Annotated in this window: 16 protein-coding genes; 8 read left to right on the forward strand and 8 right to left on the reverse strand. The window is 64.5% G+C overall.

Translation table 11 applies throughout. The features are described 5' to 3' along the window. Positions 1–2 precede the first annotated feature (2 nt). On the reverse strand, positions 3–1,610 hold the full coding sequence (locus tag AC04PT_RS00780) for a peptide chain release factor 3 (RefSeq protein ID WP_482871576.1): 1,608 nt from the start codon (positions 1,608–1,610) through the stop codon (positions 3–5). An 89-nt stretch (positions 1,611–1,699) separates the two neighbouring features. Here AC04PT_RS00780 and AC04PT_RS00785 point away from each other — a divergent pair, with 89 nt between their 5' ends. Then, the gene (locus tag AC04PT_RS00785) at positions 1,700–1,951 is read left to right on the forward strand and encodes a DUF7218 family protein (protein WP_482871577.1); all 252 of its coding nucleotides are present in this window, start codon (positions 1,700–1,702) and stop codon (positions 1,949–1,951) included. A gap of 65 nt (positions 1,952–2,016) precedes the next feature. Here AC04PT_RS00785 and AC04PT_RS00790 read toward each other — a convergent pair whose 3' ends face one another. After that, positions 2,017–3,027: a Hint domain-containing protein gene (locus tag AC04PT_RS00790; RefSeq protein ID WP_482871578.1), complete on the reverse strand. Its 1,011-nt coding sequence runs from the start codon at positions 3,025–3,027 to the stop codon at positions 2,017–2,019. A gap of 147 nt (positions 3,028–3,174) precedes the next feature. Between AC04PT_RS00790 and AC04PT_RS00795 the strand changes: the two genes are divergently transcribed. From AC04PT_RS00795 to AC04PT_RS00805, 3 genes are all read left to right on the forward strand, one after another. Beyond that, positions 3,175–3,954, forward strand: a complete 780-nt coding sequence (locus AC04PT_RS00795) for an SDR family oxidoreductase (RefSeq protein WP_482871579.1) — start codon at positions 3,175–3,177, stop codon at positions 3,952–3,954. Positions 3,955–4,083: 129 nt separating this feature from the next. Continuing rightward, the gene (locus tag AC04PT_RS00800; RefSeq protein WP_482871580.1) at positions 4,084–5,457 is read left to right on the forward strand and encodes an SLC5/6 family protein; all 1,374 of its coding nucleotides are present in this window, start codon (positions 4,084–4,086) and stop codon (positions 5,455–5,457) included. Between the two features lie 44 nt (positions 5,458–5,501). Continuing rightward, positions 5,502–6,626, forward strand: coding sequence for an ABC transporter ATP-binding protein (locus AC04PT_RS00805; RefSeq protein WP_482872420.1), 1,125 nt, complete (start codon positions 5,502–5,504; stop codon positions 6,624–6,626). 68 nt (positions 6,627–6,694) lie between these two features. Here the strand turns inward: AC04PT_RS00805 and AC04PT_RS00810 are convergent, their stop codons facing one another. Then, positions 6,695–7,330, reverse strand: coding sequence for a helix-turn-helix transcriptional regulator (locus AC04PT_RS00810; RefSeq protein WP_482871581.1), 636 nt, complete (start codon positions 7,328–7,330; stop codon positions 6,695–6,697). A 230-nt stretch (positions 7,331–7,560) separates the two neighbouring features. Here AC04PT_RS00810 and tatA point away from each other — a divergent pair, with 230 nt between their 5' ends. From tatA to AC04PT_RS00830, 4 genes are read left to right on the forward strand one after another with little or no spacing between them, the layout of a single operon-like run. Further along, on the forward strand, positions 7,561–7,803 hold the full coding sequence (tatA, locus tag AC04PT_RS00815; protein WP_482871582.1) for a twin-arginine translocase TatA/TatE family subunit: 243 nt from the start codon (positions 7,561–7,563) through the stop codon (positions 7,801–7,803). A 6-nt stretch (positions 7,804–7,809) separates the two neighbouring features. Beyond that, positions 7,810–8,307, forward strand: a complete 498-nt coding sequence (tatB, locus tag AC04PT_RS00820) for a Sec-independent protein translocase protein TatB (protein ID WP_482871583.1) — start codon at positions 7,810–7,812, stop codon at positions 8,305–8,307. Next, positions 8,304–9,236, forward strand: a complete 933-nt coding sequence (gene tatC / locus AC04PT_RS00825; protein ID WP_482871584.1) for a twin-arginine translocase subunit TatC — start codon at positions 8,304–8,306, stop codon at positions 9,234–9,236. Before tatB ends, tatC begins: the two co-directional genes overlap by 4 nt. Then, complete coding sequence (locus tag AC04PT_RS00830; protein WP_482871585.1) at positions 9,233–10,069, forward strand: ATP-binding protein; 837 nt, start codon at positions 9,233–9,235, stop codon at positions 10,067–10,069. Before tatC ends, AC04PT_RS00830 begins: the two co-directional genes overlap by 4 nt. Before the next feature lie 54 nt (positions 10,070–10,123). On the opposite strand, the gene AC04PT_RS00835 is transcribed toward AC04PT_RS00830, so the two are convergent. The 5 genes from AC04PT_RS00835 to AC04PT_RS00855 all read right to left on the reverse strand — a co-directional run bounded on the left by AC04PT_RS00835 (position 10,124) and on the right by AC04PT_RS00855 (position 13,963). Beyond that, entirely contained in the window at positions 10,124–11,290 is a 1,167-nt protein-coding gene (locus tag AC04PT_RS00835; RefSeq protein ID WP_482871586.1) for a LysM peptidoglycan-binding domain-containing protein, read from the reverse strand. A gap of 63 nt (positions 11,291–11,353) precedes the next feature. Next, positions 11,354–11,998: a protein-L-isoaspartate(D-aspartate) O-methyltransferase gene (locus AC04PT_RS00840; RefSeq protein ID WP_482871587.1), complete on the reverse strand. Its 645-nt coding sequence runs from the start codon at positions 11,996–11,998 to the stop codon at positions 11,354–11,356. Continuing rightward, on the reverse strand, positions 11,995–12,780 hold the full coding sequence (gene surE / locus AC04PT_RS00845) for a 5'/3'-nucleotidase SurE (RefSeq protein WP_482871588.1): 786 nt from the start codon (positions 12,778–12,780) through the stop codon (positions 11,995–11,997). Before surE ends, AC04PT_RS00840 begins: the two co-directional genes overlap by 4 nt. Positions 12,781–12,877: 97 nt before the next feature. Then, positions 12,878–13,525: an SDR family NAD(P)-dependent oxidoreductase gene (locus tag AC04PT_RS00850; protein WP_482871589.1), complete on the reverse strand. Its 648-nt coding sequence runs from the start codon at positions 13,523–13,525 to the stop codon at positions 12,878–12,880. Between the two features lie 174 nt (positions 13,526–13,699). After that, the gene (locus AC04PT_RS00855) at positions 13,700–13,963 is read right to left on the reverse strand and encodes a hypothetical protein (protein WP_482871590.1); all 264 of its coding nucleotides are present in this window, start codon (positions 13,961–13,963) and stop codon (positions 13,700–13,702) included. Positions 13,964–14,146: the final 183 nt, after the last annotated feature.

A 14,146-nucleotide genomic window follows, 5' to 3' on the forward strand; every position in this document is an offset into this window, starting at 1 on the left:
TTTTAGACCATCATCTCCTTGGTGGCCGACAAGGTCACGTCAGGATAGTCACGCTCGATCCGGTCAATGTCCCATTGCAGCCGGGTCAGGTAGACGATGTCGCCGTCGTTGTCATGGGCTATGTGCTGCTTGTTGGCGGCGGTGAACTTCTCGACCGCAGCCTTGTCGCCCGTGACCCAGCGGGCCGACGCGAACTGCGACGGCTCGAACCGAACCGGCAGGCCGTACTCCAATTCGATCCGACTGGCCAGAACTTCGAACTGGAGCGCCCCAACGACCCCTACGATAAAGCCCGAGCCGAAGGCGGGCTTGAACACCTTGGCCGCGCCTTCCTCGGCAAATTGCATCAGAGCCTTTTCAAGATGCTTGGCCTTCATCGGGTCGCCGGCGCGACAGGTCTGTAGCAGTTCCGGCGCAAAGGAGGGGATGCCCGACACACGCAGGGCTTCGCCCTCGGTCAGAGTGTCGCCGATGCGCAGCTGGCCGTGGTTGGGGATGCCGATGATGTCGCCGGCCCAGGCTTCTTCCGCCAGTTCGCGGTCGGAGGCGAGAAACAGCACCGGGTTCGACACCGCCATCGGTTTCTTGGTGCGCACATGGGTCAGCTTCATGCCGCGTTTGAAGTGGCCACTGGCCATCCGGACGAAAGCCACCCGGTCGCGGTGCTTGGGGTCCATGTTCGCCTGAACCTTGAAGACGAATCCGGAAACCTTTGTTTCCTCGGGGGAAATCTCACGCGGGGTGGCGCGCTGCGGTTGCGGTTCGGGACCGTAGTTGCCGATGCCCTCCATCAGTTCCTTGACGCCGAAGGAGTTGATGGCAGACCCGAACCAGATCGGGGTCATGTGACCTTCAAGCACCGATTGCGGGTCTAGCGTGGGCAGCAGTTCCTTGGCCATCTCGACCTCTTCGAGGAATGTCTCAAGCTGTGCAGCCGGCACGTGTTCCGCAAGAAGAGGGTCGTCCAACCCGTTGATCTCGATGGATTCTGCAACCTTGTTGCGGTCGGCGCGGTCGATCAGTTCCAGCCGGTCGTTCAGCAGGTCGTAGCAGCCGATGAAGTCCCGGCCCATGCCGATCGGCCACGAGGCCGGCGTCACGTCAATGGCCAGCATCTCCTGGATCTCGTCGATGATCTCGAAGGTGTCCCGGCTTTCGCGGTCCATCTTGTTGCAGAAGGTCAGGATAGGAAGGTCGCGCAAGCGACAGACTTCAAACAGTTTCTGCGTCTGGCTCTCGACCCCCTTGGCGCCGTCGATCACCATCACCGCGGCATCCACCGCGGTCAGCGTGCGATAGGTATCCTCGGAGAAATCCGAGTGGCCGGGGGTGTCTACTAGGTTGAAACGATAGTCGCGATAGTCGAAAGACATCGCCGAGGCCGAGACCGAGATGCCGCGATCCTTTTCCATCTGCATGAAGTCCGACCGCGTGCGCCGCGCCTCGCCTTTGGCGCGCACCTGTCCGGCCATCTGGATCGCGCCGCCGTAGAGCAGGAACTTCTCGGTCAGCGTGGTCTTGCCCGCATCGGGGTGCGAGATGATGGCAAAGGTGCGCCTCCGGGCAATTTCCGGCGGCAGATCGGGGCGGTTGGGCAAAGCGTCGAGCATGGCGCCGCTTTAGCCGGTGGCGCGGGCGCTGGCAAGGAACGGCTCGCAAGCCTCGCGCGTTGTTCACCTGTCAAGCGAAGGAGGACACCATGCCCAACCCAAGCGTCAAGGACGAAGAAACCTACAAGAGCCTGCGCGAAGAGGGTGCGTCCAAGGAAAAGGCGGCGCGCATCGCCAATGCACAGGCCAATGACAAGCAGGAGCCCTCGAAGAAGGGGGGTAAGAAACCGCCCTTCGAGGACTGGACGAAAGAAGAGCTCTATGACCGCGCGCAGGAATTGGACATCGACGGTCGCAGCGACATGACAAAGGATGAGCTGATCGAGGCATTGCGGAGGTAAGCCCGTTTTCTTGGACCTGAACAGAGAGCTCAAGATCAGTCCCAAGCAGGTCTTAACGCGCAGTGTTACCGGGTAGAGGCGCGGCGGAGGAGTTCGACTGCGTCCGGGCGCCGGGCGAGGCTCTCACTCAGTTCGAATTCTTCCCTCAGCCGGTTGTCGTGCACACGCGATGCCGTGCCAAGTTTCTTGTCGAGTGCTTCGGGAAGCGCCGCGCGGGTGCGGGTATCGACCAGCAAGGTCTCGGCAGCAATGCCCTCGGCATAGATGATCTGGTGGTCGTCGAAGAGCAGCTGAAAGTAATCGACAAACCCGCCTTGGACGCGGCGAACCGTGTCGCCGTTCACCAGATGGCGGGCTTTGACCAGCACCTCGGACCGACCGGCGCCCAGAGCGTCACGGCGCTGGTAGACGAACAGCCGGTGATCGGGGCTGACCAGCAGGTCGTCGGCATTGTTCAGCGTTCCGGCGAGGATGCGGATCGGGGCCCCCTCACCGGTCGCGCGGGTGGTTGACTGGCCGATCCAGCGCACCGGCTGCGGCCCGTGATCACGGGTCAGGACCAAATCGCCCTCGCGAAGGTCCTCGACAGGTGTCTGCGCGCCCGAGGCCATGGTGATCATGGTGCCACGCGTGAAGGAGACACAAGCGACCTCGGCGAAACGTCGCTCGGGGGTCTGGGTGTCGATGCCGATGATCCGGTAATCGGTCTTCGCCTTAAGGCTGCCCAGCGGCAGGGCATAGACCGCCGCGACCATGCCGTCGTCATCGACCTCCACAAGAACGATCAGGTCGACGGTGGCGCCGTCGTTGCCCATGAAGGTGATGCAGCAGTCGATGTGGCACCCGGCGCCCGCCTGTCCAAGGCGCGTGGCCTCGGTCAGTTCCATTCGGCGGGGCCCGGACTGGCGCACCGACAGGTCCGCAGGGATCGCGTCCTCGGCAAGGTGATAGACGTCGTCGTGCTGCAACTCGTCACCGTTGCCCAGCACGTCGCCGAGATTTGCGCCGTCCACAACGGTCAGATCGTCGGACCGAAAGACCGAGAGCGTCTGCGGGGTTCCGCGAGGCATGTACATCTCCATCACCGAAGCGCGCGTTATTCAGTCGCGCGGGGCTTGTTATCCGCGCGGAATATGGCACCAAAGGGATTGGCGCCGGGCAATTTCCCGGCAGCGGCCAGACTAGGCCGGAATCTGCATCAAGTAAAACAGGGAGTTATCGTTATGGATCTGGGACTTGCAGGCAAGCGCGCGGTGGTCTGTGCGGCCTCAAAGGGGCTGGGGCGCGGCTGCGCGATGGCCCTCGCCGAGGCCGGCGTCAATCTGGTGATCAACGCCCGCGGCGCCGATGCGCTGGATGAAACCGCCGACGCGATTCGCAAGGCACATGGTGTCGAAGTCACCGCTGTGGCCGCGGATATCATCGCAAAAGAGGGTCGTGCGAAGGTGCTGGATGCGGCGGGCGAGGTCGACATCCTGGTCAACAACGCCGGTGGCCCGCCCCCCGGCATGTGGCAAGATTGGAACCGCGAGGACTTTGTTAAGGCGCTGGACGCCAACATGCTGGCGCCAATCGCAATGATCCAGGCTCTGGTGCCCGGTATGATGGAGCGCGGTTGGGGCCGGGTGGTCAATATCACTTCGCAATCGGTGAAGTCTCCGATCCCGGTGTTGGGGCTGTCCAACTCGGCGCGTGCCGGGCTGACCGGCTTCGTGGCGGGGACATCGCGGCAGGTGGCCGGCAAGGGGGTGACGATCAACAACCTGCTGCCGGGGATTCATGCGACCGACAGGGCGGTGTCGCTGGATGAAGGCGTGGCCAGCCAGAAGGGGATCAGCGTCGAGGAGGCCAAGGCGCAACGCTACGAGACCATCCCGGTAGGTCGGTACGGCACGGCCGAGGAATTCGGTGCCACCTGCGCCTTCCTGTGTTCGCAATATGCCGGCTTCATTATCGGGCAGAATGTTCTGCTGGACGGCGGCGCGGTAAATACAACCATGTGAGGACGGGTGGGGGCTGCGGCCCCCGTCGTCACCTCGCGGCGGTTCACAAGGCCGTAAGGCCGCTGAAACGCCCTGTGCGGGCAGCGGGGGCGCTGCTATTCCGAAAGCTCACTCATCGGAGACAGCCCTTTGCAAACCCTTTACGTTGCTGGCCTTTTCGGCCTGATCCTTTTGGCGAGCCTGCTGGCCGCGCCGCGCCGCGCCACCGTCGAGGGCTTTTTCGGAGGCGAAGGCGCCGAGGGCCGGGCGCCGGGTCTCTGGGTGCTGGTGCTGAGCCAGGTGACGACCTGGATTTTCGCGCGCTCGCTGATGAACGCCGCGATCCTTGGCTATTTCTACGGCATCTGGGGCGTGCTGGCCTACACTGCCTATTACGGATCATTCCTGACCGGCGGGCTGATCGTCGCGCGGCTGCGCGCGACGGGCGCCGCATCGGTGCAGTTCTGGCTGTCGGCGCGGTTCGGGGCATCGGGCACTGCGTGCTACAATCTGGTCATCGCGCTGCGGCTTCTGTCGGAAGTCTTCGCAAACCTGCTGGTGGTCGGGCTGATCTTTGCCGCATTGCTGCCCGAAGCCGGTTTCGCTCGGGAAGGGGCAATGCTGGCGGTGGCGCTGATCGGGCTGGCCTACAGCGCGTGGGGCGGGCTGAGCGCGGCACTGCGCACGGACGTCTTGCAAATGACGGTCTTTCTTGTGGTATTCGGGCTTGCCTTCGTGGCGCTTGTGACGGCCCCGGGCTTCGATATCGGCGCGGTGTTGACGGCAGAGGGCACGGCAGGGGCTTACAATGGGCAGGTTCTGCTTCTGGTGGCGTTTCTTCAGGTGTTCTCCTACCCGGCGCATGACCCGGTGATGATGGACCGCGGCTTTATCGCTGACCGTGACACCACGCGGCGGTCTTTCCTGCATGCCTTCTGGATCTCCTCGGCCTGCATATTTGCCTTCGGGCTGTTCGGCATTCAGGCGGCACTGGCGGGCGCGGAATACGAGGGCGAGTTGATCGGCACATGGGGCGCGATCCTGCCGGGATGGGTTTTTGCGGCGCTGATGGTGTCACTGCTGGTCAGCGCGCTCAGCACGCTTGACTCGGCGCTGTCGAGCGCGGCGCGGCTGGCGGTCGAAGAACTGCGCCTCGCGCCGCGCAGCATGGCCGGCGGGCGCTTGGTGATGGTCGTCTTTATGGCGCTGGGCATGGCGCTGACGTTCTGGGGCAACCAGAGCCTGTTCGACGCGGTGGCCGTCAGTGGCACCGCGAGCATGTTCCTGACGCCGGTACTGGTTGTCGGCCTGATTGCGGGACGCAGGATCGCGGTCTGGTCCTATCTGGTGAGTTTCGGGGCCGCCATGCTGGGGGCCGGGTTGTATTTTGCCCGCGGCAGCGAGCTTGCCATGGCGCTCCTGCCGGAAGGGCACAAGTATGAGCAGCTTCTCGTGATATGCGTGGCGGTGCTGGCGGTGGGCTTCGCTGCCGTGCTTGGCGGGGTCCAGCGGCGCACGGCCTGAGCCTTGCGGGTCGGGGCAGGGATTGTTATCTGCGCTGATAGCCGATTGTTTTGATCGGAAACCTGCATGAGGCCGCATTGCCCCCAGTGACCGCTCCTCCCCGACTGGAAATCCGTAATCTCGTCCGTGACTTCGATGGGCGGCGGGTGGTGGACGATGTGTCGCTGCAAATCCAGCCGGGCCAAGTGACCTGCCTGCTGGGGCCCTCGGGCTGCGGCAAGTCGACGACGCTGCGGATGATCGCCGGCGTCGACATGCAGGATGCCGGGCAGATCCACGTCGATGGTGAGTTGATCTGCGACACCGTGTTCCGCGTGCCGCCGGAGCGGCGCTCGATCGGACTGATGTTTCAGGACTTCGCGCTTTTTCCGCATCTGACCGTCGGCAAGAACGTGTCCTTCGGCTTGCAGGAGCGGGGCGCCAAAGCGCGGGCGCGGGCGGCAGAGATGCTGGCCAAGGTCGGGCTCGAGCGCTTCATTGACCATTACCCGCACGAACTGTCCGGGGGCGAGCAGCAGCGCGTGGCGCTGGCCCGGGCGTTGGCGCCGCAACCCAAGATCATGCTGATGGACGAGCCGTTCTCGGGACTCGACAACCGGCTGCGCGACGGTATTCGCGACGAGACGCTGGCGGTGCTCAAGGAAGAGGACACCGCCGTCCTGCTGGTCACGCACGAGCCGGAAGAGGCAATGCGCATGGCCGATGAAATCGCGCTGATGCGCGACGGCAAGATCGTGCAGCAGGGCGCGCCCTACAACATCTACCGCTCGCCGGCGGACAAGGCGGCGGTCGCTTTCTTCAGCGACATCAATGTGATTGAGAGCGAAGTTCAGGGCGCACTGGCAGAGACGCCGTTTGGCGATTTCCTTGCTCCTGGTCTGCCGGACGGCGCGCAGGTGGAGATCGTGTTCCGGCCGCAACATGTGGGCATCGATTTCGACCGCGCGGGGCAGGGGCCGCAGCCGACCGCCCAGCACGGGATCGCGGCGCGGGGCACGGTTGAACGGGCACGGTTCATGGGCAAGGAGAGCCTTGTCGAGTTCCGCATGGATCACGATGGCTCGATGCTGAAGGCGACGGTGCCCAATGTGTTCCTGCCGAAACCGGGAACGGCGCTGTGGCTGACTATCCGGCGCGACAGGTGCTTCGTGTTTCCGAAGTTAAGCTGACCCTGCACCGATCTGCAGTTCGGACGCGCTTCGCCCGAGACCTTTTGGAAATCATTGTATACTGAGTTTCAGTCCCGCGCGCCGGATGCGCGGTGGTCCTGTAGCCGCTTTCCCGGTTCATCCACGAAAAGGCCGGGCACGGGCGTGAGCGTCTCGATCTGGTCGATACGGAAGTCGAGGAAGTCCCCTGCGGTTTCGCTCCACCCGGTGCAGGCCCAGATGCGACCCCAATAGCGCAGGTCGAGCGGGCGCAGCAGGTGCTCGGTCCCGTCCGACAGGGCGACGCGAAGTTTCTGGCGGGCACGGATGGCTGCGCGGAAGGCCGGCATGTGTCGGAAACCGCGGGCGGCGGATTCAAAGGGATAGGCGGCAAAGGCGAACTGCGCGGGGGCCGTGCGGTCTTCGGGCAGCAGTGCGTCGATCCGTTCAAGCAGCGTGGCTGCGGCAGCAGAATGTGCGCCTTGGTCAGCCTCGTGCAGAATGGCGAGCGCGAGGTGGAGCGCCTCCAGCTCGGTCTCGGTCAGGTTGATCGGCGGCAAGGTTATGGCCGCCTGCGCCGAGTAACCCAGGCCGCGTTCACCGATCACCGGCACCCCGCTTTCGATCAGCGTGTCGAGATCGCGGTAGATGGTGCGCACCGACACGCCCAGATCGCGTGCCAGGTCCTCGGCGCGGTGCAGGGCACCGTCCTTCAGGGACTCCATCAATCGGTACAAACGGTCGGCGCGTTTCATGGTGATTCGAGGACATTCAGAACAAGGTTTCTGACAGTATTCTGGCAGTTGACAGTTTAATGTCAAAAAGCGTGAGGCGGCGATCTCAATTAACCCCGAAACCCCGGCAATTGACGCTTTTACGGACCCCGCGCAGGCTTTAAGACAGGGCATCCCCGGGGCCGGCCTGCGGCCCGGGTCCGACAACGGAGTTTTGAGAGATGCTGAACAATATCGGTCTTCCCGGCCTTCTGCTGATTGCTGTCGTGGTGCTGGTGCTCTTTGGGCGCGGCAAGATCTCGTCCCTGATGGGCGAGGTCGGCAAGGGCATCACAGCCTTCAAGCGCGGCGTGAAGGACAGCGACGACGAGCTTGACGACAAGAGCAAGCACGCCGATCACGTGGATCACACCGGCGAGCATGCCAAGGACGTCACCCCGCCCAGCGACAAGGACAAGGTGTAAGCCCCGATGCTTGATCTGGGCTGGTCCGAGCTTCTGGTCATCGGCGTCGTGGCGCTGATCGTTGTCGGCCCGAAGGACTTGCCGGTGCTGTTTCGCAAGGCGGGACAGTTCGTCGGCAAAGCCAAGGGCATGGCGCGCGAATTCTCGCGCGCGATGAACGATGCGGCCGACGAAGCCGGGGTGAGCGATCTCAAGAAGACGATGAAGAGCGCCGCCAATCCGCTGGGCTCGGCCATGGACGGGGTCAAGGATGCGGCGCGGCAGGTGGCCGATCCGCTGGCCGAGCTGCGCGAGAGCCAGAAGCGGCACAGCCCAGTCGAAGAGGCCCACGACGACGAGGCGGACGCCGCCGAGGCCGCCGAGCGCGCCGAGAACGCCCGCAAGATCAAAGCCGCCACGGCCCGCGCCGCCGCCGAGCGCAAAAAGCGCGAAGCCGATGAAGCGCTGAAGGCTGCCGATGCCGCGGAAGCGGCGGTGAAGGACGAGACGGACAGACCCGCATGAGCCCACATGACGAGATCGAGGACAGTTCGGCCCCGCTGATCGAGCATTTGGCCGAACTGCGCACGCGGCTGATCCACTCGGTGGTGTATTTCATCATCGGCATGGTGATCTGCTTCACCGTGGCGACGCCGATATTCAACTTCCTGACCGCGCCGCTCTGCACCGTGCTGGCCGATCGCGGGCAGGATTGCGACCTGATCTTCATCTCGCCGCAAGAGGGCTTCTTCGTCGCGATCAAGGTATCGTTCCTGGGCGGCTTCATCCTGGCCTTTCCCTTCATTGCCAACCAGTTGTGGCGGTTTGTGGCGCCCGGGCTCTACAAGTCCGAGAAGGGTGCCTTTTTGCCCTTCCTGATCGCCTCGCCCTTCATGTTCTTCCTCGGCGCGTCGTTTGCTTTCTATGTGGTGACGCCGCTGGCCTACGACTTCTTCCTCGGGTTCCAGCAGTTCGGCGCCGAGGGCGAGGCCGTGGTGGGCGAAGAGGTGACGCAGGGCCTTTCGGTAGTGTTCCAGGGCTCGGCCCAGGAATATCTGAACCTGACGATCAAGTTCATCGTGGCCTTCGGGCTCTGCTTCCAGCTGCCGGTGCTGCTGACCTTGATGGGCAAGGCCGGGCTGGTCAGCGCCGAGGGGCTGGGCGCGGTGCGCAAATATGCTGTGGTGGCAATCCTGGTGCTGGCTGCGCTGGTAACGCCGCCCGACGTGATCACACAGGTGATCCTCTTCGTGGTGGTCTACGGGCTCTACGAGGTGTCGATCTTCCTCGTGCGCCGGGTCGAGGCCAAACGCGAGAAGGAACTGCGAGCGCAGGGTCTGTGGTTCGAGGACGAAGAAGAGGACGAGGATTTCGACGCCTTCGCCGATGACCCTCTGGCCGAGGAATTCGAGCATGACGACGACGAGGACCCGAAACTGGGCGGCGACAGATGAGCGCTGATCTCGCGCGGATCGCGGCGGCGCTGGAGCGGATGAGCCCGGCGCCGACCGAAGCCCCGGATTTCGACGCGGCAGACGCTTTCCTGTGGCACGTGGAGCCGGACAGGCTGCAACCGGTGCCGGAGGTCAGCCGGGTCGAACTGGGGCTGCTGATCGGTGTCGACCGGGCGCGGGATACCCTGCTGGCCAACACGATGCAGTTCGCAAAGGGTCTGCCCGCCAACAACGCGCTGCTTTGGGGCGCGCGGGGCATGGGCAAATCTTCCTTGGTCAAGGCCGTCCATGCCGAGGTGCTGCGGCAAGGCGAGGCGCTCAAGATCGTTGAATTGCAGCGTGAAGACCTGCCCTCGGTCGGGCGTCTGCTGGGCCTGCTGCGGGGGCGCGAAGTGCGTTTCGTGCTGTTCTGTGATGACCTGAGCTTCAGCCATGACGATCAGCACTACAAGTCGCTGAAGGCGGTGCTGGATGGCGGCATCGAAGGACGGCCGGAGAACGTGGTCTTCTATGCCACCTCGAACCGGCGCCACCTGATGCCGCGGGACATGATCGAGAACGAGCGGGCCAGCGCAATCAGTCCGTCGGAGGCGACCGAAGAGAAGGTCTCGCTGTCGGATCGTTTCGGGCTGTGGCTGGGTTTCCACCCCTGTTCGCAGGACGAGTACCTGTCGATGATTCGGGGATACTGCGACGCCTATGGGGTCGAAGTGTCAGACGAGGCATTGCGGGACCAGGCGATAGAATGGCAAGCCACGCGGGGCAGCCGCTCAGGCCGCGTGGCTTGGCAGTTCTTTACCGACCTGGCCGGACGGCGCGGCGTGTCGCTGTAGGGCAGCCATGATGGGCGAACCTCCGCACTGCGGAGGTTCCTCAATCCAGCGGCTTTATTGCACGTAAGGCAGCGGGTCGACGCTCTCGAACCCGTCGCGGACCTCGAAGTGGAGGTAAGCAGGATCGCCGACCGCGACCTTGCCGAGCGTCTGGCCGCGGCTGACGGTGTCGCCCTTCTTGACGGTGATATCCGACACATTGGCGTAGACCGTCAGCAGGTTGTTGGCATGCTTCACCACCACGATCGGCACTTGGTCGGCGTTGGCGGTAATTGCGGCCACGGTTCCTGCATCAGCGGCCTTGACCGGGGTGCCGGCGCTGGCGGCGATGTCGATGCCGTCATTGCGGCCCTTCGAATATTCCCGGATCACCGAACCCGAGACCGGCATCTGCATCCGCGAGGCGGGCTTGCTGGCCTCGGTTTGCTGGCTGCCAAGGTCGGGTGAGGGCGGTGTCTCGACAGGGGTGGCGGCCGCCACGGGCGTCTCGGCCGGCAGCGGCTGGGTCGCGCTGGGCGGCGTTGGCGTCGGCGAACCGCTGCCCGGCTGCGAAGGCGCTGCTGAAATCGCGCGGCTGGCGGCCTCGCGCACCGTGGGGATCAGCAGGTACTGGCCAGGACGCACGGTGAATTCCTGATCAAGGCCGTTCCAGTCGGCCAGCGAGCGCACCGAGACACTGTAGAGCCGCGCGATGGTATAGGCGGTCTCGCCGCGTTCGACCTGGTGGCGCACCGGCTCGGCCCCGGTCTGAGCCGGCGGAAGTTCGCTTGTGCTGACCGGCGTGGCCGCCGAAGCGTCGATGGCGCGTCCGGCGATCTCGGTGATGCGGTCGGCACCGGCGGGCCGGATCGGTCCGCTGGCAGGCTCCGTGACCTTGTAGGGCAGCGCGACGATCTCTCCGGCGCGCAGCGGATCGTCGGCGCGCATTCCGTTGAAACGCGCGAGGTCCGCGACATTGATGCCGATCCGAGTCGCCAGCGCGCCTAGTGTATCGCCGCGCCGCGCCACCGCGACCTGATAATTGGGGTAGGAAATTATGCCGCGTTCATCGGGGCTTGGCCGGTCGGCCGTGGCGTTCTGCGCGGCACTGGATGTGTCATAGGCGCTTTCGCCGATCTTGCCCCGCAGGTCGAAATCCCGCGGCAGGCCGTCACAGCCGGCAATCAGCACAAGCGCGGACCCTGCCGCGATCAGGGGGCTACGGGGCGGGAAAGTCCACATCTCGATATCCTCGAACAATCGTCCGGTTATCCCGGATTTTAGAGTTAACCGTTTATACATACATCAGGCGTCGCGCCCAAGCCCCTCGACGAGAGGCACGAAGCGCACGGCGCAGATTTCATCGTAATGCAGCCCGTCTTCGTCGCGGCGCACACGGATCAGGTACTGCACGGCATCGGACTGCCCGACCGGAAGCACCATGATCCCGCCGACGCGAAGCTGTGTGAGCAGCGGGCCGGGGGGGTCCTCGGCAGCGGCAGTGACAATGATCCGGTCGAACGGCGCCTGATCGGGTAGGCCGAAAGAGCCGTCGGCAGTGAAGGCGGTTATGTTGGTCAGGCCCAGCTTGTCAAACACGCCGCGCGCGCCCTGCACCAGCCGTTTGTGACGGTCGACGGTATAGACGCGGCGGGCAAGGTGGCTGAGGATCGCGGCCTGGTAACCCGAGCCGGTGCCGACCTCGAGCACCGTGTCACGCGGCTGCACATCAAGCGCCTGCGTCATCAGTCCCACAACGGAGGGCTGGGATATGGTCTGGCCACAGGCGATCGGCAGAGGCATGTCGACATAGGCGCGCTCGGTGAAGAGCCCCTGGATGAACTCCGCTCGATCGATCTTTTCCATCGCCGTCAGCACGCGCTTGTCCGTCACCCCGCGCGAACGCAGGGTGTAAAGGAACTGCATCTTGCGTTCGGCCTCGGGCGTCATGCGAAAGCGGCCCTCAAACCGTCAAGCGCGTCGGGCGCGGTCAGATCGGCCCGCATCGGTGTGACCGAGATGTAGCCGTCGAGGTTGACCCCGGCATCGCTGTCGGACGCTACCGCCGCCCGCTGGTCGCCCCCGCGGATCCACAGGAAACGCCGGCCGGAGGGCGACAGGTGCGGCTCGCAACTGAAGCAGGTGTCCTTGCGCAGGCCCTGGGGCACGGCGCGGGTGCCCTTGACGTCGGCCGCTGCAACAGGCGGGAAGTTGATGTTGTAGAACAGCCGGTAGTCGGACCTGTTGACCAGCTGCGCGCTCAGTACACGACGCACAGTCTCGGCCCCATGCATGAGGGCAGCGTCGAACGGATCGGCTAGCTCGCGGTTGCCGGGCCCGTAGTACTGCGACAGGGCCATCGCGGGCAGGCCCTGCAGAGCGGCCTCCATCGCGCCGCCAAGCGTTCCGGAATAAAGCGCGTTCTCGGCTGAATTGTTGCCGCGGTTCACACCTGACAGGACAAGGTCGGGCGCATTGTCCTTTAGCACGTCGTGCAGGCCCACGAGCACGCAATCCGCCGGGCTGCCCTCGGTGGCGAAGGTGCGCTCGTCCATCTGGCTGACCATCATCGGGTGGGTATAGGAAATGCAATGCGCCACGCCCGATTGCTCGAATGCCGGCGCAACGGTCCAGACCTCGCCGTCGGGACCGGCAAGCTCGGTCGCGACGCTGTGCAGGACCTTGAGGCCCGGCGCGTTGATACCGTCGTCGTTTGTGATGAGAATGCGCATGTCGTTCCCCGGAGTCCCGGGTTCTGCTTAGTGGAGCAGGCCCCGAGGAGCAAGGCGGAGCAGGTCCCGATCCATCAACGGAACGGGCGCCGGCGTGTCAGGTCAGGTCAAGGTTGCGCAGAAGCCCGGCCGCAGCATCGCGCGGCGCTGTCAGGTGCCCGCTGTCTTCACCAGGGAAGAACCGCGCCCGAGTGGCGGTGGGCATCGGGTCGGGGGTGAGGATGTGGACCTGCGGACCGATGTTGGCGGTCTCGGCCTGCCAGCTGCGCACAAGCGCAATCTGCGCGGCCTTGGTGGCCCCGTAAGCCCCAAAAAACTTCTGGCCACCGCGCGGATCGTCAAAGAACAGCGCCTGTCCCTCGCGGCCGAGCAGCGGCGCCACGAAGGGAACCAGCCTGGCCAGCGCGGTCACGTTGATCTCGACACTCTTCTGCCAGTCCTTGAGATCGAGGTGATCGGCCGGGGTCAGCGGCGCGGCATGCACCGCCGTGTGGCACCACAGGTCGAGCCCGCCCCAGCGATCGTGGATCGACCGGCAAAGCTGCGCCATCGCGGCTTCGGTGGTGATGTCCATCGGCGCCAGCGTCGCCTTGTGCCCGGCGCGCTGGATGCGGTCGTCGAGCTCTTCCAGCGCCCCGGTGGTGCGGGCAACGGCGATCACGTGATGGGTGGGCGCCAGCGCTTCGGCCAGCGCAGCGCCAAGCCCGCGGGAGGCGCCGGTGATGAGGACGGTTTTCTCGGTCATGGCGCGGTCTTTGCCCGGTTGCGCGCCGAGGTCAAGCCGTCGCGCGGGATCAGGCGGGCAAGCAAGTGAATTTCCGGAAGGCAGGCGTGGGCGCGGTGGGCGGACGCTGCCGCGCGCCCGTTAGAACGAAATCGGCGGTATCCCTCGGGCCGCCGCTTTTGAAAGGTTGCCGGTTCAGGACCCCGGGATGGTCAGCTTGAGACCCAGACCGCTGCGCGAGATGAAGACTTCGCCATCACGGATCGCGGTCACCTCGCCGCCGTTGATCTGTGCGCCGATGCCCACAGTTTCGACGCCTCCATAGCCATTGCGCAGAATGGCTTTGGGTCCCGATGGTGTGGTGATCGTGCCAAGCAATACGGTTTCCATCAGGGGCAGTTCGGCTGCCTGAGTGGCCGCCGCCCGGGTTTCAGGCGTGATCTTAACGTTCTGTGACATTTGGTTTTCCCCAGCTGTACATCCATCGCTGACCTTAAGATCAGGTCGTCGCAAAGCGATGATGCCAAAAGGCGTTTAAGGAACCCTTTCGCATATGAGAAGCGTCAGGTTGTGCATAGGCGGGAAGGTGCTGCGACGCAGCGTAAGCTTTGGCAGGTTGTCGCTTATTGCGGCGTTGCGTCG

It is taken from the genome of Litorisediminivivens sp. KMU-197, assembly GCF_056858395.1.